The organism is Bacillus sp. FSL H8-0516 (genome assembly GCF_038635285.1).
Classification (GTDB): Bacteria; Bacillota; Bacilli; order Bacillales; family Bacillaceae; genus Bacillus; species Bacillus safensis.
Window position 1 is genome coordinate 961,775 of sequence record NZ_CP152051.1, and the last position, 25,818, is coordinate 987,592.

24 protein-coding genes are annotated in these 25,818 nt (G+C 40.6%); 13 read left to right on the forward strand and 11 right to left on the reverse strand.

The window, feature by feature from the left end:
• Positions 1 to 12 precede the first annotated feature (12 nt).
• From glpK to MHB67_RS04640, 5 genes are all read left to right on the forward strand, one after another.
• Positions 13 to 1,509 carry a glycerol kinase GlpK gene (glpK, locus tag MHB67_RS04620; RefSeq protein ID WP_024425302.1) on the forward strand — a complete coding sequence of 499 codons (1,497 nt, stop codon included), beginning with the start codon at positions 13 to 15 and terminating at the stop codon, positions 1,507 to 1,509.
• A 139-nt stretch (positions 1,510 to 1,648) separates the two neighbouring features.
• On the forward strand, positions 1,649 to 3,310 hold the full coding sequence (glpD, locus tag MHB67_RS04625; protein WP_024426602.1) for a glycerol-3-phosphate dehydrogenase: 1,662 nt from the start codon (positions 1,649 to 1,651) through the stop codon (positions 3,308 to 3,310).
• 194 nt (positions 3,311 to 3,504) lie between these two features.
• Entirely contained in the window at positions 3,505 to 5,250 is a 1,746-nt protein-coding gene (locus MHB67_RS04630; protein WP_212048183.1) for a phospho-sugar mutase, read from the forward strand.
• Between the two features lie 155 nt (positions 5,251 to 5,405).
• On the forward strand, positions 5,406 to 6,551 hold the full coding sequence (locus MHB67_RS04635; protein WP_212048184.1) for a GAF domain-containing sensor histidine kinase: 1,146 nt from the start codon (positions 5,406 to 5,408) through the stop codon (positions 6,549 to 6,551).
• Entirely contained in the window at positions 6,548 to 7,198 is a 651-nt protein-coding gene (locus MHB67_RS04640) for a response regulator transcription factor (RefSeq protein ID WP_342492827.1), read from the forward strand. Before MHB67_RS04635 ends, MHB67_RS04640 begins: the two co-directional genes overlap by 4 nt.
• Before the next feature lie 432 nt (positions 7,199 to 7,630).
• Here MHB67_RS04640 and MHB67_RS04645 read toward each other — a convergent pair whose 3' ends face one another.
• Positions 7,631 to 7,879, reverse strand: coding sequence for a YhdB family protein (locus MHB67_RS04645; RefSeq protein ID WP_024425297.1), 249 nt, complete (start codon positions 7,877 to 7,879; stop codon positions 7,631 to 7,633).
• Positions 7,880 to 8,128: 249 nt separating this feature from the next.
• Here MHB67_RS04645 and MHB67_RS04650 point away from each other — a divergent pair, with 249 nt between their 5' ends.
• Complete coding sequence (locus tag MHB67_RS04650; RefSeq protein ID WP_249116535.1) at positions 8,129 to 8,392, forward strand: YqzG/YhdC family protein; 264 nt, start codon at positions 8,129 to 8,131, stop codon at positions 8,390 to 8,392.
• Between the two features lie 110 nt (positions 8,393 to 8,502).
• Here MHB67_RS04650 and MHB67_RS04655 read toward each other — a convergent pair whose 3' ends face one another.
• Entirely contained in the window at positions 8,503 to 9,978 is a 1,476-nt protein-coding gene (locus tag MHB67_RS04655; protein ID WP_024425295.1) for a catalase, read from the reverse strand.
• Between the two features lie 159 nt (positions 9,979 to 10,137).
• Positions 10,138 to 10,569 carry an Rrf2 family transcriptional regulator gene (locus tag MHB67_RS04660; RefSeq protein WP_024425294.1) on the reverse strand — a complete coding sequence of 144 codons (432 nt, stop codon included), beginning with the start codon at positions 10,567 to 10,569 and terminating at the stop codon, positions 10,138 to 10,140.
• A 183-nt stretch (positions 10,570 to 10,752) separates the two neighbouring features.
• Here MHB67_RS04660 and MHB67_RS04665 point away from each other — a divergent pair, with 183 nt between their 5' ends.
• Both MHB67_RS04665 and MHB67_RS04670 read left to right on the forward strand, forming a co-directional pair.
• Positions 10,753 to 11,952, forward strand: coding sequence for a globin domain-containing protein (locus MHB67_RS04665; RefSeq protein WP_103132138.1), 1,200 nt, complete (start codon positions 10,753 to 10,755; stop codon positions 11,950 to 11,952).
• Between the two features lie 76 nt (positions 11,953 to 12,028).
• Positions 12,029 to 13,441, forward strand: a complete 1,413-nt coding sequence (locus MHB67_RS04670) for a SpoVR family protein (RefSeq protein ID WP_103132137.1) — start codon at positions 12,029 to 12,031, stop codon at positions 13,439 to 13,441.
• Positions 13,442 to 13,488: 47 nt separating this feature from the next.
• Here MHB67_RS04670 and MHB67_RS04675 read toward each other — a convergent pair whose 3' ends face one another.
• On the reverse strand, positions 13,489 to 14,853 hold the full coding sequence (locus tag MHB67_RS04675) for an alkaline phosphatase (protein ID WP_024425291.1): 1,365 nt from the start codon (positions 14,851 to 14,853) through the stop codon (positions 13,489 to 13,491).
• Positions 14,854 to 15,206: 353 nt separating this feature from the next.
• On the opposite strand from MHB67_RS04675, the gene MHB67_RS04680 reads away from it, so the two are divergent.
• Both MHB67_RS04680 and MHB67_RS04685 read left to right on the forward strand, forming a co-directional pair.
• Positions 15,207 to 16,037, forward strand: coding sequence for a C40 family peptidase (locus MHB67_RS04680; protein WP_024426592.1), 831 nt, complete (start codon positions 15,207 to 15,209; stop codon positions 16,035 to 16,037).
• Positions 16,038 to 16,524: 487 nt separating this feature from the next.
• Positions 16,525 to 17,925, forward strand: a complete 1,401-nt coding sequence (locus MHB67_RS04685; RefSeq protein WP_044333781.1) for an amino acid permease — start codon at positions 16,525 to 16,527, stop codon at positions 17,923 to 17,925.
• A 64-nt stretch (positions 17,926 to 17,989) separates the two neighbouring features.
• On the opposite strand, the gene MHB67_RS04690 is transcribed toward MHB67_RS04685, so the two are convergent.
• The 3 genes from MHB67_RS04690 to MHB67_RS04700 are packed head-to-tail and all read right to left on the reverse strand — an operon-like array spanning position 17,990 to position 19,810.
• A complete protein-coding gene (locus MHB67_RS04690) occupies positions 17,990 to 18,280 on the reverse strand; it encodes a hypothetical protein (RefSeq protein ID WP_024425288.1) in 291 nt (96 codons plus the stop codon).
• A complete protein-coding gene (locus MHB67_RS04695; protein ID WP_024426591.1) occupies positions 18,268 to 19,326 on the reverse strand; it encodes an anti-sigma factor in 1,059 nt (352 codons plus the stop codon). Before MHB67_RS04695 ends, MHB67_RS04690 begins: the two co-directional genes overlap by 13 nt.
• Positions 19,319 to 19,810, reverse strand: coding sequence for a sigma-70 family RNA polymerase sigma factor (locus MHB67_RS04700; RefSeq protein WP_024425287.1), 492 nt, complete (start codon positions 19,808 to 19,810; stop codon positions 19,319 to 19,321). Before MHB67_RS04700 ends, MHB67_RS04695 begins: the two co-directional genes overlap by 8 nt.
• 371 nt (positions 19,811 to 20,181) lie before the next feature.
• Between MHB67_RS04700 and MHB67_RS04705 the strand changes: the two genes are divergently transcribed.
• Positions 20,182 to 20,784 (forward strand): 1-acyl-sn-glycerol-3-phosphate acyltransferase, encoded by a 603-nt coding sequence (locus MHB67_RS04705; protein ID WP_024425286.1) that lies wholly within the window; start codon positions 20,182 to 20,184, stop codon positions 20,782 to 20,784.
• Positions 20,785 to 21,029: 245 nt separating this feature from the next.
• Here MHB67_RS04705 and MHB67_RS04710 read toward each other — a convergent pair whose 3' ends face one another.
• On the reverse strand, positions 21,030 to 22,361 hold the full coding sequence (locus MHB67_RS04710; RefSeq protein WP_024426590.1) for a hemolysin family protein: 1,332 nt from the start codon (positions 22,359 to 22,361) through the stop codon (positions 21,030 to 21,032).
• A 58-nt stretch (positions 22,362 to 22,419) separates the two neighbouring features.
• On the reverse strand, positions 22,420 to 22,860 hold the full coding sequence (locus MHB67_RS04715) for a MerR family transcriptional regulator (protein WP_034667702.1): 441 nt from the start codon (positions 22,858 to 22,860) through the stop codon (positions 22,420 to 22,422).
• A 337-nt stretch (positions 22,861 to 23,197) separates the two neighbouring features.
• Between MHB67_RS04715 and MHB67_RS04720 the strand changes: the two genes are divergently transcribed.
• Positions 23,198 to 24,580, forward strand: a complete 1,383-nt coding sequence (locus MHB67_RS04720; protein ID WP_342492828.1) for a hemolysin family protein — start codon at positions 23,198 to 23,200, stop codon at positions 24,578 to 24,580.
• Positions 24,581 to 24,670: 90 nt separating this feature from the next.
• Positions 24,671 to 25,063: a hypothetical protein gene (locus tag MHB67_RS04725; RefSeq protein ID WP_024425732.1), complete on the forward strand. Its 393-nt coding sequence runs from the start codon at positions 24,671 to 24,673 to the stop codon at positions 25,061 to 25,063.
• Here the strand turns inward: MHB67_RS04725 and crcB (MHB67_RS04730) are convergent.
• Positions 25,060 to 25,422, reverse strand: coding sequence for a fluoride efflux transporter CrcB (gene crcB / locus MHB67_RS04730; protein ID WP_044333775.1), 363 nt, complete (start codon positions 25,420 to 25,422; stop codon positions 25,060 to 25,062). The genes MHB67_RS04725 and crcB (MHB67_RS04730) overlap by 4 nt on opposite strands.
• Entirely contained in the window at positions 25,423 to 25,818 is a 396-nt protein-coding gene (gene crcB, locus MHB67_RS04735) for a fluoride efflux transporter CrcB (RefSeq protein WP_044333773.1), read from the reverse strand. It lies immediately after the preceding gene.

Below are 25,818 nucleotides of genomic sequence, written 5' to 3' on the forward strand. Positions count from 1 at the left end.
GAGGAAAACACCATGGCAAAAGAAAAATATATTCTCGCTTTAGATCAAGGGACAACAAGCTCAAGAGCGATCTTATTTGATCAAGAAGGCAAAATTGCACATACAGCTCAGAAGGAATTTAATCAATATTTTCCAAACCCAGGCTGGGTAGAACATAATGCAAATGAAATTTGGAGCTCTGTTCTTTCCGTCATTTCAACTGCTTTAATTGAATCAGGCATTGAAGCAGATCAAATCGCCGGTATCGGCATTACGAACCAGCGTGAGACAGCTGTTGTTTGGGATAAACATACAGGCGCACCCGTTTATAATGCAATTGTTTGGCAGTCTAGACAAACGTCTGGCATTTGTGAAGAGCTAAAAGCACAAGGACACAATGAAACGTTTAGAAATAAAACAGGTCTTCTCATTGATGCTTATTTCTCAGGGACAAAAGTAAAATGGATTTTAGACAACGTAGAAGGTGCTCGTGAGAAAGCAGAAAATGGCGACTTGCTGTTTGGCACAATTGATACTTGGCTTATTTGGAAGATGACAGGCGGTCAATCACACGTCACAGATTACTCCAACGCGTCAAGAACGTTAATGTTCAACATTTACGATCTGAAATGGGATGAAGAATTACTTGAGATACTTGGCGTACCTGCTTCTATGCTTCCAGAGGTGAAACCATCTTCACACATCTATGGTGAAACAACAGACTATCACTTCTTCGGCAGAAATATCCCGATTGCAGGAGCCGCGGGAGACCAGCAGTCTGCACTATTCGGTCAGGCTTGCTTTGAAGAAGGAATGGCAAAGAACACGTATGGCACAGGATGTTTCATGTTGATGAATACAGGGGAAAAAGCAATTAAGTCGGATCATGGTTTATTAACGACAATTGCATGGGGCATTGACGGTAAAGTTGAATATGCTTTAGAAGGAAGTATTTTCGTAGCTGGTTCAGCGATTCAGTGGCTGCGCGATGGACTGAGAATGTTTAAAGACTCAAAAGACAGCGAAGCCTATGCGGAGCGCGTTGAGTCAACAGATGGCGTATATGTCGTTCCAGCATTTGTTGGTCTAGGCACACCATACTGGGACAGTGATGTCAGAGGCGCTGTATTCGGATTAACACGCGGTACTTCTAAAGAGCACTTTGTCCGTGCAACGTTAGAATCACTTGCTTATCAAACGAAGGATGTTTTAGATGCGATGGAAAAGGATTCAAACATCTCATTAAAAACTTTGCGTGTGGATGGCGGAGCTGTAAAGAATGATTTCTTAATGGGCTTCCAAAGTGATTTGCTGGATGTACCAGTAGAGCGTCCAGAAATTAATGAAACGACGGCACTCGGTGCGGCCTATCTTGCGGGAATAGCAGTTGGCTTCTGGAACGACCGTTCAGACATTGCAAAACAATGGAACCTTGACAAGCGCTTTGACCCTAAAATGGAAGAGGACAGCCGTGACTCGTTATACAGCGGGTGGAAAAAGGCTGTAAAAGCAGCTCAAGCTTTCAAATAAACCAAAAGTATGGTATACTTCAAGTAAGTTAATAGAACGGTTGGAGAACTGGAGAGACCGCAGGCACCGAAGTGTAGAAATACGCTTTGGGTGTTTGCGGTCTCTTTTTCTTTACCGTACAACATGGGAGGAACAAGAGATGACTTTTTCTAGCTTAGAAAGAGAACAAATGCTGCAGGAAATGACAAAAAAACCATATGATGTGTTTATCATTGGTGGGGGTATAACAGGCGCTGGTACAGCACTTGACGCGGCTTCACGCGGAATGCGTGTCGGTCTTGCAGAAATGCAGGATTTCGCAGCAGGTACGTCTAGCCGCTCAACGAAACTAGTGCACGGCGGACTTCGTTATTTAAAACAATTTGAAGTGAAAATGGTCGCAGAGGTCGGTAAAGAGCGTGCCATTGTATACGAAAATGGTCCTCATGTGACAACGCCAGAATGGATGCTTCTTCCGATGCATAAAGGCGGGACATTTGGTAAGTTTTCAACCTCTATTGGACTTAGAGTGTATGACTTTTTAGCTGGCGTAAAGCATAGCGAACGCAGAAGCATGCTAAGTGCGAAAGAAACACTTGAAAAAGAACCGCTTGTCAAAAAGGACGGCTTAAAAGGCGGCGGCTACTATGTTGAATACCGTACAGATGATGCACGCCTCACAATTGAAGTCATGAAAGAGGCTGTGAAATTCGGAGCGGAAGCGGTCAACTATGCGAAAGTAAAAGAATTTATTTATGATAAAGGCAAAGTGGTTGGTGTTGTCATTGAAGATGTCATGACGCAGAAAACATATGATGTGTATGCGAAGAAGATCGTCAACGCGACAGGTCCATGGGTAGATCAGCTGAGAGACAAGGACCACTCAAAAGAAGGAAAACACTTACAGCATACAAAAGGAATTCACTTAGTATTTGACCAATCGGTCTTCCCATTAAAACAAGCGATTTACTTTGACACGCCTGATAAACGTATGGTCTTTGCCATTCCAAGAGAAGGCAAAACGTACGTTGGAACAACAGATACAGTGTACAAAAAACAGCTGGAGCACCCGCGTATGACAAAAGCCGATCGTGACTATGTCATCCAAGCGATTCAGTACATGTTCCCTGACCTCAATATTACAGAAAAAGATGTAGAATCCAACTGGGCCGGTCTTCGTCCGCTCATTCATGAAGAGGGCAAAGATCCTTCAGAAATTTCTCGTAAAGATGAAGTGTGGACATCATCTTCAGGCTTAATCACCATTGCTGGCGGTAAATTAACAGGCTACCGTAAAATGGCTGAGCATATTGTCGATCTAGTACGTGATGGATTGAAACAGGAAACGGGCAAAGATTACGGACCATGTAAAACAAAACATATGCCAATCTCAGGCGGCCATGTAGGCGGATCTAAAAACATGGCAGCCTTTGTTCAAGCGAAAACAGCAGAAGGCGCATCTGTTGGTTTAACAGAACCGATTGCACAAAAACTAGCTGAAAAATATGGTTCAAACGTCAGCAGTGTCTACAAACGAGTAGAGCAGCTTCAAGGGGAAGCAGACAAACGAAACATTCCAGCATATGTGCTGGCAGAGCTTGTCTATGCGATCGAAGAAGAACTAGCTGTAACACCTGTCGATTTCTTCTTAAGAAGAACAGGAAGCCTATTATTTAATATCAATTGGGCAAAAAAATACGCACAGCCTGTTGTTGACTACATGGCAGAGCGTTTTGGCTGGGATGAAGCAGCAAAACAGAAACATCAAACAGAATTAGATCAACTATTCCATGAAGCAGTCGTACCGCTTGATGCTGAATAAAAAGAAGACAAAGGGTTAAAGCAAGATCATTTTAGCCCTTTGTCAACGATCTGAAAGCCGATCATGTATCGGCTTTTTTTATTTGTGCAACATTTTTTCCAACTGCTAATGATATAGCATGACATAAAGGATGATTCCATATAAAATAACAGTAGATGTTATTTTATTGATGATAAGAGCTGGGGAGGACGACCATGAGTTGGAAGACGAATTATGAGCGATGGATCAATGAGAAGCACCTGGATACTGAACTAAAGGAATGGCTGGAAACGCATCAAGATGACCACCAGGCACTTGAAGACTGTTTCTACAAAAACCTTGAGTTCGGCACTGGAGGAATGCGCGGTGAGATTGGTGCAGGCACGAACCGAATGAATGTGTACACTGTTCGTAAAGCATCAGCAGGTCTTGCTGCGTATATTGCGAAACATGGAGAGGATGCAAAAAATAGAGGCGTGGCCATTGCATATGATTCACGCCATAAATCGCCTGAATTTGCGATGGAAGCAGCCAAAACACTTGCTTCACAAGGCATTCAAACGTACGTATTTGATGAATTGCGTCCGACACCAGAGCTCTCCTTTGCGGTTCGTGAGCTGCATGCATTTGCTGGAATCGTCGTGACAGCAAGTCATAATCCACCAGAATATAACGGCTATAAAGTGTATGGTGAAGATGGCGGGCAGCTGCCTCCATTTGAAGCAGATCAAGTCATTCAAGAAGTAGATGCAATTGAAAATGAACTGTCGATTTCAGTTGATTCTGAAGAAACGTTGAAACAGCAAGGGCTGATCAAAATAATCGGAGAAGAAATCGACCATGCTTATATTGAAAAATTAAAAACCATTAGTGTGCACCCTGAGCTGGCACATGAGGTCGATGTCAAAGTCGTGTTTACTCCGCTTCATGGGACAGCCAATCACCCTGTCAGAAACGGGCTGCAGGCTCTTGGATATCAGCATGTCACTGTTGTGCCTGAGCAGGAAAAACCAGATCCACAATTCTCAACAGTGACCTCGCCGAATCCAGAGGAGCATGCCGCATTTGAATACGCCATCAAGCTTGGTGAAAAACAAAATGCAGATATCCTTATTGCCACAGACCCAGATGCTGACAGGTTAGGCATTGCGGTCAGAGATCACGAAGGAGAATTTATCGTCTTAACAGGCAACCAAACAGGCGCTCTGCTGCTCCATTATTTATTATCTGAAAAACAAAAGCTGGGTCAGCTGCCGCCTCGTCCCGTTGTGATGAAAACCATTGTTACAAGTGAGCTTGGGCGCGCTGTAGCATCAGCTTTTGGTGCCGACACGATAGACACACTCACAGGCTTTAAATTTATTGGAGAAAAAATTAAGCAGTTTGAAAAGAGCGGAGAATACACGTTTCAATTCGGTTATGAAGAGAGCTATGGCTATTTGATCGGTGACTTTGCCCGAGATAAAGATGCGGTGCAAGCGGCACTATTAGCCGTTGAAGTCGCTGCCTTCTATAAAAAGCAGGGCAAGTCCTTGTACGACGCGCTTGTCGATATTTTCAAGCAGTTTGGATTTTACCGGGAAGGATTAAAGTCGTTAACCTTAAAAGGAAAAGAAGGAGCAGAGCAGATTTCAGCGATCCTTCATACCTTTAGAACAAATCCGCCAGCTGCCATCGCAGGGCAGCGCATCACAGTGATTGAGGATTATCAATCAAGTCAAAGACAACTTGTGGCTGAAAAGAAAGAGGAAACCATTCACCTGCCAGCATCAAATGTGCTGAAATATTTCCTTGAGGATGGTTCGTGGTTCTGCTTAAGACCTTCTGGCACTGAGCCTAAAGTGAAATTTTATATTGCAGTCAAAGGCACGTCTTTAACAGATAGTGAAGAAAAGCTAAAGCATTTGTCAGAAGAAGTGATGAAAGTCGTTTATGATATTGTGGAAGAAACAGCGAAATAACGAAAGACAAGGCCATCGTGTATGAATACATGATGGCTTTTTCTCAGCCAAAAGGATGAGAAGAAATCATTCTTTTGGAGAAAGAGCGACGAGGGGGCTCATGGTATAATGAGCGTAATGATAAGTGAAGGCTGCAAATGCCGGGGGTAAACAATATGGGAGAATACCAAGAGAAAGTTGAAACATTAAAAATGTTAAAAGAAATTGCTGAAAAGCTTAATGAAGGCATGGAAATGAAAGAAACGCTCCATGAAGTGCTCCATATGCTGATGGATGTCACAGGCTTTCATTCTGCATGGATTTATTTTATAGAAAAAGACGGGTCATATGAACTGATGGCAGAGGTTTCCTTACCTGAAGCACTTGCAAAGCATCAAAAGCAGCTCATGTGTCAAAATGATTGTTATTGCATCAACCGATACACAAAAGGTTCACTGCAATCAGCCACCAATATTATTAATTGCAAACGGATTGAAACGGCAATTGAAGAAAAGCTTGGGGATACAGAAGGAATTACTCATCATGCGACCGTACCGCTAAAAGCGTGTAAGCGTACGTTCGGTTTATTAAATGTGGCGGCAAAAGGAAAAGTCACGTTTACGCAAGAAGAGCTGAATTTGCTTGAAAGCATTGCACTTCAAATTGGCACCGCTATTCAGCGGATGAAGCTTGTGCAAAATGAACAGCAGCATGCACTTTTGGAAGAAAGAAACCGGCTCGCACAGGACTTGCATGATTCTGTCAACCAAATGCTGTTCTCTGTGAGTCTGACGGCTAAGGCTGCACGGCAAATGACAAGCGATCAAAATCTAGGGGAAATGATTGATTTTATTCAGCATTTGTCACAAGATGCTCTGATTGAAATGCGATCACTCATTTGGCAGCTGAGACCAAGAGGCCTTGAAAAGGGGTTTACGACAGCAATTGAAGAGTATGCACAGCTTTTAGGATTACACTGCACTTTATCTTTATCAGGCTGTATAGAAATGGATCATTCTCACAATGAAACTTTGTTTCGGGTATGTCAAGAAGCGCTGAATAACTGTCAAAAACATGCGGAAGTAGAAGAAGTCGAGGTCAAGCTTGAGCAATCAAAAGACACGTTGGAGATGAAAATCATTGACCACGGAAAAGGTTTTCAATATGACGAGCAGATGAGCCTTCCTTCACTTGGGCTGAAAGGGATGTCTGACCGCATCCAAAGAGCAGATGGTACATTTTGTATCTATTCAGAATTAGGTAAAGGAACCACGATTCATGTAAAAGTGCCATTTTCACAAGAAAGGAAGGGATCGTCATGAGAGTCGTCATTGCAGATGATCATCATATTGTGAGAAAAGGGCTTGTGTTTTTCTTGCAGACACAGTCTGATGTGGACATCGTTGGTGAGGCGTCCAATGGGCAAGAGGCATTAGAGGTTGTCAGAGAAACCCGGCCTGACATTGTCTTAATGGATTTGTCTATGCCTGTCATGAATGGCATTGAGGCAACGAAACAAATGACGCTGGAAATGCCGGACACCCGCATTGTGATCCTGACAAGCTATGCGGACAAAGATTATGTGATTCCCGCTATTCAAGCAGGGGCGAAAGCCTATCAATTAAAGGATGTAGCACCAGAAAAGCTGCTTTCGACTATGATTGAAGTACAAAATGGCACCTATCAGTTAGATGGTCATATCACGACCTTTCTTGTGCAGCATCTGACAGAGCCAAAAGAGCAGAAATGGGCATTGATGAAAGAGCTGACCAATAGAGAGCGAGATGTTTTATTTGAGATTGCAAAGGGCAAAAGCAACAAAGAAATTGCCTCATCTCTGTTTATTTCTGAAAAGACTGTCAAAACGCACGTATCTCATGTATTATCAAAGCTAGAGCTGGCAGATCGAACCCAGGCGGCTCTGTATGCAGTGGATTATCAAAAAAATCAGCCAAAAGAGCTGCTATGACAGAAAGGATCTTAGTCGTTATGCTAAAACTTTTAAGCGCACATTCAATTCAATGAATTGAATAAAAAAGAGCACAGATGTTGGTTATTTGATGTGCGCTTTTGTGTAAAAAGAGAAGCATGAACAGCCTAATTTCTAATAGAAAAACAAAAAAAAAGACTTGATGAGAGTATGCTCATCAAGTCTTTTTTTATTTTAAAGGAGGTGATGAGCTGGTCAATCAAAGGTGAATGTAAAATCGGAGGGGATCAAGTGGAGGCATATGAATTAGTAAGTGATGACAAATTAGAGCTTTAATAAGCTTGGGATCCATACATTATCTCTAACGCTTCCGTCTATTTCATGTCAGCCACTTTATGTTTCCTATCACAGCGCACTGCTAATTGTATGGAAAAGGGAAGGGCTAAAAAAATTCATTTTAGCCCTTTTTCTTTATGTGTACATCGGTTGTGAATAAACTTCAGCAGCAGCAGCCTCTGAAGCATGGTCAATGTACTGCAGGAGCCCATATAAACATTTTTCAACATCGGCATCGTTCCGGTTAAATTGATACGCATGTAAGAAATGCTCAATACGTTTCGAGAGCAAATCATCTTGCGTACGTACCATAAGAATAAGTAAATTATCCCATTGCGAGCGATGCGTATAATAAAGTGCTTTATCATAATCCGCCACATTCATTAAACCTTCTCCTTTCCCTTGAGAAGTTCCTCATTAGTTTGCTCGGATCATATCGACTTTTTCAGGGGAAAAGTTGGTGTCCGCATCAATCGTGTACCGGGAATTATAGGCTGAATAAATGCTTCATGTATGAAAAAGGACCGGCCAGCTAAACCTAAACAAAACATATATGAAAGTGAGTTCAATGATATCATGCAGCCGAAATGGTGGATGCTTATTGCAGCAGGAATCGTTTTGCTTGGCAGTTTGATGATTCATCCTGCATCAAAAGCAGCGGTGCAGCCGTTTGAAAATTGGGAAAGACTTGCGTACACAGCGCTGAAAGATGAATATAAAGGTGCCGCTTTAAACGATTATCATTACATTGGCCGTACACAAGTGAATGATGAGCAGACAAAAGATGTGTTTCGCGTCACTGTAAAGGAAGGATCAACTCGCTTTGCCGCACATGCAGAAATTTATTTTCATCCGGTGACCGGTCATTTGATTAGTATTAACGTGTTTCGATTATAAAAAAGCCCCTTTTTTTGTAAAGGGTGCTTGAGGCGTTCAGTCAAAAAAGACAAAGGGCTAAAATAAAGATCATTTTAGCCCTTTGTCCAACAATTTTTTTCGAAATGGAATTACTTCATGCTACCTTGAAGATAAGCGCGAATATCCACACCAAGTGAATCCGCTAATCGCTGGCCGTAATCTTCATCGGCACGATAGAAGTTGCAGATTGCAAGTAATTTTGTTTGGTCATTAACATCTTTCAAATCAGCTGTTAGGTTTTTAATCAATGCTTGTTTCTCTTCTTCAGAGTAGCTTCGATATTTTTCTCCAGCTTGTTTGAAATCGTTCGGTTTTTCAATTTTTTGTCTCACCATACGGTCACCGTGAAGAACTGGCTCACTTTCTTTGTAGTGAGGGTTTTCTTTTGGCTGATCGGCATAACGGTTTGGTTCATAGTTAATATGACCGCTTGGACGAGTCGTTGTCATAAAGCCATCCTGCTGGTTATTGTGTACAGGTGCATAAGGGCAGTTAACCGGAATGCGCATGTAGTTCGCACCAAGACGGTGGCGCTGCGTATCAGGATATGAGAACAGACGGCCTTGAAGCAGTTTATCTTCAGATGCCTCAATTCCTGGAACAAATGCACTTGGCGTGAAAGCAGACTGTTCTGTTTCAGCAAAGAAGTTCTCAGGATTGCGGTTGAGTGTCATGCGTCCTACTTTTTGAAGCGGGTAATCTTCCTCGCTCCATGTTTTTGTTGGGTCACATGGATCATAATCAAGGTCATCATAATCGCTAAGCGGCATAAGCTGAACATATAAGTCCCATGCTGGGAAGTTGCCTTTTTCAATGCGGTCATATAAATCTCTTGTCGCATGCTGGAAATCGTTTGCTTGAATTTCCGCTGCTTCTTCCATAGATAAGTTGCGAATACCTTCAGAAGGTCTCCAGTGATATTTCACATATTTTGCTTCACCGTATTTGTTCACCCATCTAAATGTATGCACACCAGAACCGCGCATTTCAGCGTAGCTTGCAGGGATTCCTTCGTCAGAGAAAAGCCATGTGAGCATATGAGTGGATTCAGGCGTTAAGGTCATAAAATCCCAATAACGGTCAGGATCTTGAATATTGGTTACAGGATCTGGCTTGAGAGAGTGAACCATATCAGGGAATTTCAATGCATCACGAATAAAGAAGATCGGCAAGTTGTTACCAACGAGATCATAGTTGCCTTCTTCTGTATAAAATTTGACAGCAAAGCCGCGCGGGTCACGCAATGTTTCAGGTGAACCTTTCGGATGAATAACGGTAGAGAAGCGAACAAAAACGTCTGTTTGTTTTCCTTCTTCACTTAAGAAGGCTGCTTTTGTATGTTTCTCCATGCTGTTTTCTACTTCAAACACACCGTAAGCGCCGGCGCCTCTTGCATGAACGACGCGCTCTGGAATACGTTCACGGTCAAAGTGTGCAAGTTTTTCAATCAAATGGTAATCATCAAGAAAGGTAGGTCCGCGGTGACCAGCTGTTCTTGAGTTTTGGTTATCGCCAACAGGCACTCCTTGGTTCGTTGTCAAATTTTTATGATTTGAATTTGTCATTCTTTTCTCCTCCTGTAAACAAAAAAGTGTTTTCTAGCAATCTATATACCCTAATTATATTGAATCAAACATGATAGTCAATATTTATTTATAATAATTTTAAATAAATTATTATTACAAGAAGGTAAAGAAAAAGACGAAAGAATAAATTCTTTCGCCTTAAAGCAGGAGCTCTCTAAGAGCATCTTTGTTTTGTGTTAAATCGTTTAGTGTGTATCGGTCTAGAACGCTTAAATAAGCAGTGAGTGCTTCATGAAGTACATGCTTTAATGAACAAATTGGGGAGATGATGCAGCTGTTTTTCTTTGGATCAAAGCATTCAACCATGACTAAATCATCCTCTGTATAACGGACAACCTCTCCAATATTAATACTTTCTGGGCTTTTTCCAAGCCTGATCCCGCCATTTCTTCCGCGAATCGTTTCCACATACCCGCGTTTTCCAAGATGATAAATCACCTTCGTCAGATGATTTTTAGAAATGCCATAAACATCGGCGATCTGCTGAATATTTGACAGTTCATTATTTTCTCTCGAAGCTAAATAAATGAGTACCCTTAATGAGAAATCTGTGTAATTCGTAAGTTTCATTTTGACGACCTCTAAACCTAATAGAGTTTTGTATCATCGTAACACATTTTAGACAAAAACTGTTCGAGAAAGTGTAAAATGTGACAACATTTAAAACATGTATTATAAATATTGCTTTTGGAGGCTGTCATCTATTACGATAAAGATGTATTTAAAATACTTCTTTTGAAAGAAGGAATGACGATGTTATCTAAAGATCAAATGAATGCAATAAAGCAATCAGCACCTCTACTAAAAGCCGAGGGAACCAAACTTGTCACTGTTTTTTATCAAAATATGATTCGCCAGCACCCGGAGCTGCTCAATCAATTTAATAAAACAAATCTGATGAACGGAAGTCAGCCAGAGGCACTTGCTGCGACACTATATCAAGCTGCACTGCACATTGATCGGTTAGAGGAATTACTTCCTGCGGTCAAACAAATTGCCCATAAGCATGTCAGTGTCATGGTCAAAAAAGAACAATACCCAATTGTCGGATATCACCTGATTGAAGCGATGAAAGAGGTGTTTGGTTTAAGAGAAGAAGATGCCACTTTATTAGCTTGGAAAGCTGCATATGACATCATTGCGAATATTTTCATCACCATAGAAGCAGAAATGATGGATGAAAATGTGAACCAGACAGGCGGATGGGCAGATGTGAAGCCGTTTGTGATTAAGAAAAAGAAGCAAGAATCTCCTTCGCTTATCTCTTTTTATTTAGTACCAGAAGATGGATCAGAGCTGCCAATGTATAAAGCAGGCCAATACATTACGGTTCAGGCAGATATGCCAGGAGAAGCCTATATGTGCAGCAGACAATACAGCTTATCAGACGAGCATCATCCATCTTATTACCGTATTACAGTGAAGCGTGACGGTCATGTGTCTACATTTTTGCATGATGAAATGGAAGAAGGGGACGTTCTTCAAGTGAGTATGCCGCAGGGAATGTTCTGTTTGCAAGATGACATAAAAGAGCCTGTTTATTTCATCAGTGCTGGGTCTGGTGTCACACCAATGATTGGTTTAGTGAAAACTGCCGCACAAAACAGCCAGACATTCACGATGATTCATACAGATCGATTAGAGGATGTCATCGCTTTTGAAAATGAGTTTGAACGCGTTCTAGCTTCAGCTTCCTATGGACGCATCATCCTATGTAACGAACAATTTGCGCAGTCTGGAAAGGGTGAACTTGTTGAGAAAGCGGCTTCCCGCATTGACCGTCCATTTCTTCAATCGGTAATCGGAGAAGGGAAAGGCCAATTTTATCTATGCGGATCCCCGGTGTTTACACAGGAGATCATTCATCATCTAAAAGAGCTGGGAATTCCAGCACACCATATTCATTTCGAAGCATTCGGCGGGCAATCCACAAAAGAAATAGAAGTCGTCTAAACGATTGGCGGAACATCATGTTTTTTTACATACGCTCATATAGTAGGGATAAGTCCGATGAGGAGGGATGGTTTCCTTGAGCGTATCTGAAAAACGTCTTTTACAAAGAGCGATTGATGAAATTACAGAGATTGCAGAAGGATTTGGTCTAGATTTTTATCCGATGAGGTATGAAATCTGTCCCGCGGAAATTATTTATACGTTCGGTGCATATGGAATGCCAACACGATTCAGCCACTGGAGCTTTGGGAAGCAATTTCATAAAATGAAGCTTCATTATGATTTAGGGTTAAGCAAAATTTATGAACTGGTCATCAATTCAAATCCTTGCTACGCCTTTCTACTTGATAACAATACGCTCGTTCAAAATAAATTAATTGTGGCTCATGTATTGGCACACTGTGATTTCTTCAAAAATAATTGCCGTTTCCAAAACACAAAACGAGATATGGTCGAAAGTATGTCAGCAGCGGCAGAGCGGATCAAAGAATATGAGCATATCCATGGAACAAAAGAAGTCGAGTCCTTTTTAGATGCCGTATTGGCTATCCAAGAGCATATTGATCCATCTCTTGTTCGATCAAAATTAAGTTGGAATATGGACGATGAAGAAAGTGAAGATGATAAACCAAAACGTCAAACGCCATATGATGATTTGTGGGGAATGGATGAGCCGAAAACGCGTGAGAAAAAGAAAACTGTTAAGCAGTTTCCGCCAAAGCCGGAAAAGGATCTTTTACTCTTTATTGAGGCGCATTCCCGCGAGCTGGAGCCGTGGCAGCGGGATGTCCTTACCATGCTGAGAGAAGAAATGCTCTATTTTTGGCCGCAGCTGGAAACAAAGATAATGAATGAAGGCTGGGCATCGTATTGGCACCAGCGGATTATGCGGGAGCTTGATTTGGATTCAAGTGAATCGATAGAGTTTGCGAAATTAAATGCAGGTGTGGTGCAGCCATCTAAAACAGGCATCAATCCTTACTATTTAGGGCTGAAGATTTTTGAAGATATCGAAGAGCGTTATGACAACCCATGTGAAGAATTAAAAAAAGCAGGGGTCACAGAAGGATCTGGCCGCAGCAAAATGTTTGAAGTCAGAGAAATTGAGTCAGATATTTCCTTTATTCGAAACTACTTAACGAAAGACCTTGTGATGAGAGAAGATTTGTACTTGTTTCAAAAGCAGGGGAGGGACTATAAAGTCATTGATAAAGAATGGAAGGCGGTTCGTGATCAGTTAGTCAGTATGAGAGTGAATGGCGGCTTTCCGTATTTGACCGTGATCGATGGCGACTATTTAAAAAATAACGAACTTTATATCAAGCATTGGTATGAAGGCATTGAACTTGATCTGAAATACTTAGAAAAAGTCCTTCCGTATTTATATCAGCTGTGGGGAAGAAGTGTGCATATCGAGTCCGTTCTTGAAGGAAAAGAAGTGATGTTTTCTTATGATGGAAAAGGGGTTCATAGGAAATATCTTGCATGAAAAAGACCAAAAAAGATGTCTCTTAGCAGACATCTTTTTTGTCCATTTTATTGGTTTTTCAGCAGTTTGAAAATGTGTTTTGCTTGATCGGTATTTTCCATTAGACCTTTTAGCTGCTGGCTTGTTGGGCCATACGCAAAGAATGGAACTTCATCACCGGTATGACCAGATGTTGTCCAGCCTGTATGTGACCTTGTATTGATCACTTCTTCAATTGCATCATCAATTTTAACAGTATCCTTTGTTTCAGCGGCCTTTTGAATAGATGCTATTTCTTCTTTTGTGAAATCAAGATTGATATATTGTTTCAGGGCTGACTCGACAGGCATGCCGCTGACAATTTTGTTTGCGATAAAGTCAGGCGTTTTTTTCGCTGCTTTTACCGGTTTGTAATCCCAGCTCCCTGAACCGTCTGCTCCGAAGGAAAGTCCGCCAGTTGAATGATCCGCGGTCGTGATGACTAACGTGTTTTTATCCTTTTTCGCAAAACGAATCGCTTCTTCAAATGCTTTTTCAAAATCCTTCATTTCACTCATCGCACTGACAATATCATGATCATGTCCAGCCCAGTCAATTTGACTGCCTTCGACCATAAGGAAAAATCCTTTTTTGTTTTTAGACAGCTGTTTGATGGCTGAGGATGTCATGTCTTGCAGGGAAGGGGTCGTTTGATCACGATCAATGGCTTTATCGAGACCTCCATCGGCAAAAATGCCTAACACTTTTTCATTTTTGTTTTTTTGTAAGGCGGCTTTATTGGTGACATAATCATAACCGGCTTGTCTGAATTCCTTCGTCAGATCACGATCTTTTCGGACAAAGTCGACAAGACCTCCGCCAAGCATGACATCGACTGTATGCTGTTTTCCGATTTTCTCATCGAAGAAGTCATCGGCGATGGCTGCAGTGTTTTTCCTAGACACATCGTGAGCGGCATACGCAGCAGGCGTAGCATTTGTTAATTCAGATGTCACGACAAGACCCGTCGATTTTCCTTTTCGTTTGGCTTCTTCTAAAACGGTTTTTAGTTTTTTGCCGTTTTTGTTTACACCAATGGCATTGTTGTATGTCTTTTTACCAGTAGCCATGGCTGTACCAGCTGCTGCTGAATCGGTAATGTTATTTTTAGAGTCGTCAGGGTATGTTTTGTGCATGCCAGTGAGGTAAGGGTCAAACGCTGTTTGCTTTGAAAGGTCACCGTTATGTTTAAATGAGCGGTAAGTTGAAAGATAAGGTGTTCCCATGCCATCTCCAATCAGCACGATCACATTTTGCACGTCATTTTTCGGCTTCTTTTTAGCCTCAGCTTTGTCAGCTTGTCCAAATTCAATCCCTGAAAAAATGCCAATCGATAGCACAGATGCTGCTGCCACTGCAGCGATTTTCGTTTTCGAGCTTTTCAACACACTCATTCATTTTGCCTCCTCATTGTTCATGTATCGCTCTTACGTTTACAATGGTAGAGCAGAAGTGTGGATTCCGTTTTACAGCATCGTAAAGTTCACTTTAAAATTGTAAAGGTCCACTTTACATAGAATGAACCAAAAAGAGAAATGAATGTATCATTTATCCATGACAAGATGCGATTATTTTGTCATGATTGTGTAATAAAAATGAAATAAAAAGAACCCTAAAAAAAAATAAATTTTGCCGAATTAATAAGCATAATGTCGTAGGAAGTCAAGACTATTTCTTCTGGTATTTGATCCTTATAATAGGGAGTAGATAAAAATTCGGATCAGATAGATACATACAGGAGGAACAAATGAAAAAACAATTGATCACAGCTGCAAGTGCAGTTCTACTTGGGACGACATTATTTGCCGGAGCTGCCTCAGCACAATCAGTAAAAGTTCAAAAAGGTGACTCTCTTTCTGTTCTAGCGAAAAGATACAAAACAAGCGTGAGCAAAATTAAATCAGACAATAAGCTGAAATCTAACGTGATTTATGTTGGACAAACCTTAAAAGTGAATGGCACTTCTTCGAAAAAAGCAGTGAAGACATCAAAAACAACAACAAAAGTAAAAACGGCTTCAGCAACTGCCACTCATAAAGTTGTCAAAGGAGATACATTATCTAAGATTGGCAAAAAATACGGGATGACTGTGAAAGAGTTGAAATCGTTAAATAAACTTAAAACAGACCTCATTAAAATCGGTCAAAAGCTAAAGGTGAAAAAGACGTCTAAAGTAAAGACGAAACCTGTGAAAGAAAAAACAGTCTCTACTTCTTCCTTAAACACGTCTAAACTCATAGCAGATGCTAAAGCGCAAAACGGTACTCCATATAGATGGGGTGGAACGACACCGAAGGGCTTTGATTGCAGCGGATTTATGTGGTATATCATTAACAAACAAAAAAAGATTTCAAGACAAACAACTGAAGGTTTCTGGGGATCGATGAAAAGTGTATCCAAACCAAAGGCTGGAGATTTTGTCTTCTTTACAACGTATAAATCGGGTCCATCTCACATGGGTGTCTACCTTGGGAACAATAAGTTTATCCATGCTGCTTCTGACGGTGTAACGATCAGTGATATGACATCAAGCTATTGGAAGCCTATTTATCTTGGAGCGAAAACATTTGTAAACTAATTCATTTGAAGAGACTGCTATGAAGCAGTCTCTTTTTTCATATATCATTTATGCCGCAGAACTGGTCTTTTTTTCATATATCATTTATGCCGCAGAACTGGTCTTTTTCTCATAGATCACTATCAGTCTAAAGGCTTTAAAATAACATAATTGTGGACCCACTTTTAAAAAAGGGTCTTATTTTTGTTGAATAATAAGTATATGAAAAAAATATAATCTTCCATGTTGTATAATAAATAGAGGGAGACAAACTATCAATTGAATAAGGATTGAAGAAAATCTAACCGTTTTATTGACAATATTTTCGTTGATATATAAGAATTTTCACTCTATTTTTAAAAAAAGTGTTTTCATTTTTTAATTTTCATATATAATAATTTTACGCCACCAATTTATTGCGCTAAATTTAATCTAAATATTCAGAAAATATCGTGAATTACATAAATGTGGCGTCTTTAGACTGATACTAAGTTTTGGGAGTGATGGTATGAGCAATTCGTTGTTTAGAAAAAAGAGCATTTCAGAGCTCATTGCGGCAACACAAGGGGAAAAAGCATTAAAAAAGGAATTGGGTTCATTTGATTTAACCATGCTGGGCATTGGAGCCATTATCGGGACAGGGATATTTGTTCTAACAGGTACAGGAGCCGTCACTGCGGGGCCAGGACTCGTGCTATCATTTGTCATCGCAGGTCTTGCTTGTTTGTTTGCAGCACTGTCATACGCGGAATTTGCTTCCACAGTGCCTGTATCAGGGTCTGTGTATACATTTACGTACGCATCAATGGGGGAATTTCTAGCATTCATCATTGGATGGGATTTAATATTAGAATATATGCTGGCCGCTAGTGCCGTTTCAGCGGGCTGGTCAGGCTATTTTGTGTCATTTTTAAATGGGATAGGGATTCATATACCAGTTGAGTTAACAGCAGCACCTGGTGGTTTAAAGGGGCAAGTGACATATTTTAATCTTCCAGCATTTATTATTTTAATGGTCATCACCTTCCTGCTGTACTTTGGTATTAAAGAATCAAAACGAGTAAATAACATCATGGTTATTATGAAAATTGCTGTGATTCTGCTCTTTATTTTAGTCGCTGTGAAATATGTAAAACCTGAAAACTGGACACCATTCGTACCATTTGGGACATCAGGGGTCTTAAGTGCAGCAGCCCTAGTATTCTTTGCATTTATCGGGTTTGATGCAGTTGCTTCTGCGGCAGAGGAGACAAAAAATCCATCACGCAACCTGCCTAGAGGGATTATTACTTCCTTATTGATTTGTACACTGCTTTATGTCATTGTTAGTGCGATTATGACGGGCATTGTTCCTTTCATGAATTTTGAAGGAGTATCACATCCAGTGTCTCTCGTTTTACAAGTAGCCGGACAAAACTGGGTGGCTGGTATTGTGGATGTCGGAGCGATTCTAGGGATGACAACCGTAATGCTTGTCATGCTGTACGGCCAGACACGCGTGATGTTTGCTATGTCTCGTGATGGCTTGGTGCCAAAGGTATTATCAAAAGTTCACCCAAAGCATAAAACTCCTTACATCAATACACTGTTCTTCGGTACATTGTCAGCATTAATGGGTGGATTTATTCCACTTGATGAGCTGGCAAGCCTAGTAAACATCGGGACACTTTCAGCATTCATTTTGATTTCAGTGGCGGTCATTGTGATGAGAAAAACGCAGCCGGACTTACCACGAGCTTTCAGATGCCCAGCAGTTCCGCTTATTCCGATCTTAGCTATTCTATCTTGCGGATTGCTCATTTATAAGCTTGGTGCAATCACCTTTGTTCGTTTCTTAATCTGGCTTGCCATTGGGCTGGTTGTGTATTTCTTATATTCAAGAAAGCATTCAGAATTGAATAAAAAGTAAATGAAAAAAGCCCGTGCTGCTTGGCATTAGTCAAGTAACACGGGCTTTTGCTTTTGAGTGCTGATTAAAAACCTAACTGAAGATCGACATCGATTGATACGATGGCATAGACACAAACAATGACAAAGATATTCAGTACGACACCGAGGAAACCTGGACCCGTACGGCCTTTTTTAATGAACAGTTCAATAATGCCAAATGGAACTGCGGCCATTGCAAAAGGAAGCATTTGAAAAGAATAAAATGTCACGTTGCTGATAATGGCGAGGTTTAGCATGAGCAGGGATAATATCGCTGTGCCGACAGAAATCCAGCCAAAAACATTATGCTCTTTAAAAATTCTTACCAATTCCATAATTCCACCTCGCTCACTTTTGCCGTTTTAATGCGTTTTGTCTTTACAAATTTCTCAATTTCTTTAGAAGGTCCAGTGACCACAGAGCCATAAACGGTGACGCCATTTTGATCGATATAGCGTATACGATTAGACAGATCAAGATCAGGTCTGCCAGAGATCGTTGTTGCCCATGTCGGGTGCTGATTAACATAAGCAAGGGCATCTTTGAATTGATCTACCTCAGTTTTTGATGTGTGCTGAAGCTCTTTTAAAAATTCAGAGTCCTTCCCAGGAAAGCCGATTGGCCGCTGATTACCACTTAATGAATCCTCTGTTTTAATCGCATTCCACAGCACTTTCATATCGTATTTTTTAGCAAAGGAATAAATATCCTTTGGTGTGTAAGCTCTGTCATAGGATACATACACTTCACTTACTGTTCCTTCAGGAAGCTTGTCTAACGTAGTGAGTGTTTGTTTTTTTGAGGCATCTGCCTGCGCCGAAGGATGGGTAAAGAAACCCTCCGTTTCGCGTGCGCTGTCACCATAATAAGAGATAGTAGGCTGCTTTAATTTATCGAAAAACATCTCGATTTGTTCACTGCCAATAGCTTCTGTTTTATTGCCAATTTGCTTTTGCAGCTTCAATTCGGTGTTCATCCCAAAAAGCTTGACCTGACCTTTTAAATCCTTCATATCAATGGCCACGTTTGGTTTGGTCAAAGCGACGGTGACAGCGGCTGTTTCCATGAAGTGATTGCCTTTGCTCTCGGCTCCGCCAACGCCGTAGTATAAATAACTTCCTAATGTACAAAGCGGTAAAATAATGAGTGTCGATATGACAGCAAGTACGGAAATACGTAAATATGACTTTCTTTTTCCGTATTGTAAAATGGCTTTTTGCTTCTCAGGACTGATGGAAAAATCTGTCCAATCCGAGTCGTTCAGTTCCTGGCTTAAGCGTTTTTCGTTTTCTTCAAGCTCTTCCTCAAACGCTATCATTTCTTCCTCATTCATCTCACCATTATTATATTGTTCCCATCGCTTGTTAAACTCTTCATTCATCATTAACACCTCTGTTGTAAAGTGCTTTTAGGCGCTGCCTTGCACGAAATAAAACACTTTTGAAATTTGCTTCAGTAATATTCATGACCTTGGATGCTTCCTTGTAATTTAGTTCTTTTAAATAATACAATGTCAACGCTTCCTTGTAGTTATCTGGAAGCTGCTCTAAATACATGGTGAGGACTTCCTTTATTTCAACCTGTTCAGCAGGGCTTTGTACAGACGTTTGTAAAAGACCGCCAATGAGGTCATCCGATATGGTCACTTCTTTTTTATGTTTCCTGACATAATCAATAAAAGCATTTCGTGCCACCTGAAATAACCAAGGTTTCACTTTGCTATGGTCGTAGGAATGAATATGTATATACGCACGCATAAAGGTTTCCTGCAATAAGTCTTCTGCCAAATGTTTGTCTTTTGTCATGGAGAGCAGAAACCTGTAAACATCGTTCATATACATTTGATAAATTTCATCGATCGTCACTGATTTTTCTCCCCTCTATGTTATACACGCATAAGAAAGGCATAAAGTTGCACGAAACTTCTCATTACCGTACATTACTCATTTCTTTCGCCGAATCAAAATCATTTCTCCTTATCATAGCGAAATTTGCATCATTTATAAAGTATTTTCAATAGAACAAATCAGGAAAAAACATCGAAAAACGACAAAATTGGACACAATTCCTATTCTATTCTCCCCTAAAACCTGGTGCTTGAATACAGGCAGAACGTTCATTTTTAAACGAAAAAAATAGGGAGGATTGGACTGTGTACAAATTTTTAGTACCAGGTAATAAAAAATTTGTTATAATAGAGACAAATCCTTCATTCTTCAAACAAAGGAAGTGCACTATGTATAAATTTTCAGGCTATACCGTCAAACTATTATTTGGTCTCCGAGGTGGAATCAAAGTATATCAAAAAGAGAATCTGCCAACTGATCGGGGTTTTGTCATTGCTTGTACACATGAGGGTTTTGTGGATGTTCTTGCATTAGGCGCAGGAATTCTTCCGTTTGAGATCCACTACATGGCGAAAAAAGAATTGTTTGCAAATAAATGGATCGGTGGATTTTTAAAAAAGATTCATGCCTTTCCTGTTGATCGAGAGAATCCTGGGCCAAGCAGTATTAAAACGCCCATTAAATTATTAAAAGAGGGAAAGATCGTTGGGATTTTTCCAAGCGGAACACGTACAACAGAGGATGTTCCTTTAAAAAGAGGGGCGGTTACCATTGCGCAGCTCGGTAAAGCGCCAATTGTTCCAGCCGCATACAAAGGACCTTCAAATGCGAAAAGCCTTTTCAAAAAAGGGAAAATGCGCTTAATCATTGGTGAACCGATTGAGCTGTCTGAATTTGACCATCTGCCGCCAAAAGAAAGATTAGGTGCCATGACAGAAGTATTAAACACAAGAATCAAAGAGCTAGAAGCTCAATTAATGGAAAAGGCATAAGAAAAACGACCGCTTGCTTAGGCAAGGGTCGTTTCAGCGTGTAGACAAACCCTCGCATTCGGTGTCAGTCCTGCGTGCCGGTGCTCACGAATGCTCAATTCGCTCCGCTCCGGTACTCGTCCTTCCTAGACTTCAAAGGTTTTCTATCACGCTGAAAAAGAAGACAAAGGGCTAAAATAAAATCATTTTAGCCCTTTGTCCACAATGTGAAACGCCCACTTGCTTAAGCAAGTGGGCGTTTTTTGTTACGAAGCGCCTTCTTCAGCTGCTTCTAATAATTGTTCATTTAACTTTTTTACTTCGATGTATGCCACATGGTGTCCATCGACTTCATTAATAATAAATTCATAGCCTTGTTCACGAATGGCGTCATTTTTCTCTACTTCATATTTCTGAGTAAGGAACCAGCCGCCGATTGTGTCGACCTCTTCATTATCAAGCTGTGTACCTAATAGCAGGTTGACTTGATCAACAAGAACCTTGCCATCAAAGATGTAATGGTCTTCTCCAAGTTTACGCACTTCGTTGATTTCATCAATGTCGAACTCATCACGAATTTCACCAACGATTTCTTCAAGGATGTCTTCAACGGTCACAAGACCTGCTGTACCGCCATATTCATCTGATAAAATGGCCATGTGTACACGTTCACGCTGCATTTTGAGCAGTAAATCATGAACAGGAACCGTTTCAATCACATGAATAATCGGATTGACAAACTTTTCGATCGTATCGCTTGTAGAGCACTCACCGCTAATGCAGGCAGTGAGAACCTCTTTAATGTTAAGAACACCGATAATGTTGTCTTTGTCGCCATCTTCAATTGGATAACGTGTATATTTCTCTACCTTTGTTACCTTCAGCATTTCCTCAATGGTAATATCATACGGGAAGCTGACAACTTCGGTACGAGGAATCATAATTTCTTTCGCCAGACGGTCATCAAATTCGAAAATTTTATTTACATATTTGAATTCAGACTGGTTAATCTCGCCGCTCTTATAGCTCTCTGATAAAATAATCCGCAATTCTTCCTCAGAGTGCGCCATGTCATGCTCAGATACTTGCTGAAGACCGAACGCTTTCGTTAACAAACGAGCAGATCCATTTAATACCCAAATGAACGGGAACATCACTTTGTAAAAGATCATCAGTGGTCTAGCAAAAAGAAGGGATACTTGCTCAGCCTTTTGAATGGCGAGTGTTTTCGGTGCAAGTTCTCCAACGACAACGTGTAAAAACGTCATGATACTAAACGCAATAATAAAAGTGACAATAGAACTAGCTGATTGAGGAATGGACAACTCTGCAAAGAGCGGCGCAAGCATATGCGCAATTGTTTCTTCCCCTAACCAACCAATACCAAGGGCGGTAATGGTAATACCAAGCTGACAGGCTGATAGGTACTCATCAAGGTGAGTCGTTACATGCTTGACAGCAACTGCTGTTTTATTACCTTCTGCGATTAACTGATCAATTCTTGAGCTTCTTAAGCGAATGATCGCAAACTCTGATGCAACGAAAAACGCGGTTAAAGCTATAAGTAAAGCAACTATGAGTAAATTAACTATGTCCAATTAAGGCCTTCGTTCTGACTTTGAGAACGAAGGTAACACCTCCTGTTTAGTAAAAATTTTAACTTAACAGCAGTAAAAATGATTGGACAGCCGTCATTTTTTCAGGAGTAAGCTGCTCTTTTAGTTTTTCACGTTGCTCTGGCTGAAGCTGCTTACAACGTGCCAAAATGCGGTCCATATGCTCATTCATCCGATCGATATCAGAGGTTAAATGGACAAGTTCATCATGATCTTCCTTTTGAGAAGGGAATTGTTCATCTAATCTGGATTTGATGTCAGAAAGAGCCAATCTCTGCTGTTTGCAAAGAACGATTAATTGTAATCGTTTTAAAGCATATTCATCGTAATAACGATAATTTGAGCAAGATCTAACAGGCGCAAGCAAACCTAGATTTGTATAATAATCTACAGTTCGTTTCGTCACCTGTGCAATCTGTGCTAGTTCACCAATACGATACTTTTTCTCAGCCCCATCTGAACATCTCCTCCTAACCGTCACGTTATAGTTTATGAAAATAGTTTAATATAATTCTAGTCTGAAACACAAGTTAATTGTTCATATTTCCTGCCAATAAGAAGAAACAGAGGAGGATTTCCCTCAATTTAGTCAGTCATGTCAAAAACAGCATGATGATACAGGAATTTTCAGATTATTTATGGTAAGATAAAATGAATACCGTTTCATATATATGTAGAGAGGCGGAATTTTACGTGAACCGGAGGTGGTTAAGTGGGGCCCTCAAAGTCGTCTTATTTAATCAGTTAACCGTTTTGCAAAACATAACATCATCAATCAGGAGGTGACTCCTTGTTCTTCTAAGAAAGAGCAAGGTTAAATGGACGATATTGTTAATCTGAGTATAGTCGGTGTTTTGATTGCTTTAACAGCTTTCTTTGTTGCATCTGAATTTGCCATAGTAAAGGTGAGAAGTTCAAGAATTAATCAGCTTGTTGCTGAAGGGTCCAAAAAGGCCATCATGGCGAAAAAGGTGACATCAAGGCTAGATGAATATTTGTCAGCCTGTCAGCTCGGTATTACAGTGACATCCCTTGGTTTAGGGTGGATAGGTAAGCCGGCTGTGAAAGAACTTTTGGTTCGAGGTTTTGGTTTGACAAACATTCCTGATTCAGCAATCAGCCTGATCTCAGCAACACTTGCGTTCTCTATTATTACCTTTTTGCATGTAGTTGTAGGTGAGCTTGCACCAAAAACGCTTGCCATTCAAAAGGCGGAAAAAATGACGCTATGGCTGTCAGGCCCGCTGCATGCATTTTATATCCTTATGTTCCCTTTCATTTATGTGTTAAACGGGTCAGCCCGTCTGCTAACTAAAATGATGGGCATCGATATGGGGTCTGAAAAAGAACATTCCCATTCTGAAGAGGAATTGAAGATTTTATTATCTGAGAGCTTAAAAAATGGGGAAATCAACCCATCAGAATATAATTATATGAACAAGATTTTCGATTTCGATAATCGAATTGCCAGAGAGATCATGGTACCGCGGAGAGAAATTTGTGCGATTCCAGAAGATATGCCGTTAGATGATATCCTCGCCATCATGACGCAGGAAAAGTATACACGTTTCCCTGTGTTTTCAGGAGATAAAGACCATGTCATCGGCATGCTGAACAAAAAGCAGCTCTTTGCAGATCTTGTGTATCAAGGTGAAAAAGATCAACTGAAAATTCAAGATTATATATATCCAGTGATTGAGGTTATCGACACGATTCCTATTCAAGAGCTTCTCGTCAAGATGCAGCGTGATAGAATGCATATGGCGATCTTAACTGACGAATATGGCGGAACGTCTGGACTTGTCACAACGGAAGATATTTTAGAAGAGATTGTCGGAGATATTCGAGATGAATTCGATGAAGATGAACAGCCAGTTATTCAAAAAAGAGCCGATCATCATTATGTTTTAGATGGCAAAGTGAGATTAGATGAAATTCAAGATTTGATCGAGATCTCTTATCATGATGAGGAAATTGATACAATCGGCGGACTCATCTTAAAAGAGAATATTGATATCAGAGAAGGACAATCCGTCTATCTTGATGATATTCGAATGAAAGTGCTGGAAATGGATGGACGCTACGTTAAAAAGATCGATTTGAAAAAAGGCGTCACAACGTCAGAAAAAAGCAGTACACGCACTGGACTTGATATAAAGGAGCCGCTGCTAGTAAACGAAATGACCTTGAGCGAAAAATAAGCTCAAGGTTTTTTTAGGTATTTAGTCTCTTTTTAACGAATGTATGTTCGGTATATAATAAGAACAAACGTTCGATAAAGGGGGATGGACATGCTTTGGTATGAAACAGCAAGTATCACGGAGAAAAAAACCTCAATGAAACGAATTGAGTTTCATTTAAAGAATTTCAAAAATTATCAAGCAGCAATTTTAAATATCGAAAGGCAGCTTGAAAAAAGAAGCCCGCATCATCTCGACCACATGACACGGAAAAAGTTAGAAGAGCAAAAAAATCAGTATGAACTCATCGTTGCTTGTATTGAAACGGCATTAAAAGAGTTGGACGAAATAGAGCAGCAGCTCATCGATTACAAATATTTTCGAGATTGGCGGATGGCAAAGTGTGCTATGGAAATTGGCTATAGTGAAAAAACACTCTTTTTGATGAAGCGCCAGCTCATGGATCAGCTGCTCATCAGCTTAGCCGCCATCACCAATATTTAAAGATGCTGTCCTATTTGATAAAACGCAGCAAAGAGACATAAAGATCCGATGATTGTGACCAATAAGTAGACAGCAAGTTGTCCAATTTGCCGCTCATGCAGCATGGCCGCAGCTTCTACACTAAATGTAGAGAAGGTTGTAAAACCACCGAAAAAACCAGTCCCAATGATCATAAGCAGCGGATCATTGTCAGTTACTGCACCTGTCAGTAAACCTAAACCGGCAGCGCCGAGTAAGTTGATGAGAATAATACTATACGGAAAACGAGTATGAAACTTGGTTTTCTGAATCGATTGACTGAGGAAAAATCGAAGGGCACTGCCCATCCCGCCGGCCACAGCTGTATAAAATACAATCATTTATCTGCTTCCTTTCGGCTGCTCATCTTGTTGAAAGAGGCGCTGAGCGGTGATCAGTCCACATAAGGCAGCGCCCACTCCAGCAATCACTGAGAGTACAATGTACATGATACTTGATGTGAACAGTCCATCCTGTAATAAGAGAACCGTTTCTTTAGAAAAAGTGGACATTGTCGTAAAACCACCGCAAAATCCTGTTCCGATCAAAGCAGCAAGATATTTTTTTCCTTTCCGAAACATAAAATACCCTGTTGAAAAGCCAAGAAGCAGACTGCCTGTCATGTTTTCAATCAGTGTTGCATAGGGGAATGTCTGGCTGACAACGGATTGGCTAAGTTCATATCTGCAAAGAGTACCAACCAATCCACCGATAAATACGGCGAGATATGCTTTCAT

Coding starts and splice junctions, on each gene's coding strand:
- MHB67_RS04660 (WP_024425294.1), bottom strand. CDS start 10,569: ATGAAACTTACGAATTACACAGATTTCTCATTAAGGGTACTCATTTAT.
- MHB67_RS04695 (WP_024426591.1), bottom strand. CDS start 19,326: ATGAATGAAGAGTTTAACAAGCGATGGGAACAATATAATAATGGTGAG.
- MHB67_RS04725 (WP_024425732.1), top strand. CDS start 24,671: ATGCTTTGGTATGAAACAGCAAGTATCACGGAGAAAAAAACCTCAATG.
- MHB67_RS04665 (WP_103132138.1), top strand. CDS start 10,753: ATGTTATCTAAAGATCAAATGAATGCAATAAAGCAATCAGCACCTCTA.
- MHB67_RS04675 (WP_024425291.1), bottom strand. CDS start 14,853: ATGAGTGTGTTGAAAAGCTCGAAAACGAAAATCGCTGCAGTGGCAGCA.
- MHB67_RS04720 (WP_342492828.1), top strand. CDS start 23,198: ATGGACGATATTGTTAATCTGAGTATAGTCGGTGTTTTGATTGCTTTA.
- MHB67_RS04640 (WP_342492827.1), top strand. CDS start 6,548: ATGAGAGTCGTCATTGCAGATGATCATCATATTGTGAGAAAAGGGCTT.
- glpD (WP_024426602.1), top strand. CDS start 1,649: ATGACTTTTTCTAGCTTAGAAAGAGAACAAATGCTGCAGGAAATGACA.
- MHB67_RS04650 (WP_249116535.1), top strand. CDS start 8,129: ATGATTCATCCTGCATCAAAAGCAGCGGTGCAGCCGTTTGAAAATTGG.
- MHB67_RS04690 (WP_024425288.1), bottom strand. CDS start 18,280: ATGGAATTGGTAAGAATTTTTAAAGAGCATAATGTTTTTGGCTGGATT.
- crcB (WP_044333773.1), bottom strand. CDS start 25,818: ATGAAAGCATATCTCGCCGTATTTATCGGTGGATTGGTTGGTACTCTT.
- MHB67_RS04680 (WP_024426592.1), top strand. CDS start 15,207: ATGAAAAAACAATTGATCACAGCTGCAAGTGCAGTTCTACTTGGGACG.
- glpK (WP_024425302.1), top strand. CDS start 13: ATGGCAAAAGAAAAATATATTCTCGCTTTAGATCAAGGGACAACAAGC.
- MHB67_RS04645 (WP_024425297.1), bottom strand. CDS start 7,879: ATGAATGTGGCGGATTATGATAAAGCACTTTATTATACGCATCGCTCG.
- MHB67_RS04705 (WP_024425286.1), top strand. CDS start 20,182: ATGTATAAATTTTCAGGCTATACCGTCAAACTATTATTTGGTCTCCGA.
- crcB (WP_044333775.1), bottom strand. CDS start 25,422: ATGATTGTATTTTATACAGCTGTGGCCGGCGGGATGGGCAGTGCCCTT.
- MHB67_RS04630 (WP_212048183.1), top strand. CDS start 3,505: ATGAGTTGGAAGACGAATTATGAGCGATGGATCAATGAGAAGCACCTG.
- MHB67_RS04685 (WP_044333781.1), top strand. CDS start 16,525: ATGAGCAATTCGTTGTTTAGAAAAAAGAGCATTTCAGAGCTCATTGCG.
- MHB67_RS04655 (WP_024425295.1), bottom strand. CDS start 9,978: ATGACAAATTCAAATCATAAAAATTTGACAACGAACCAAGGAGTGCCT.
- MHB67_RS04635 (WP_212048184.1), top strand. CDS start 5,406: ATGGGAGAATACCAAGAGAAAGTTGAAACATTAAAAATGTTAAAAGAA.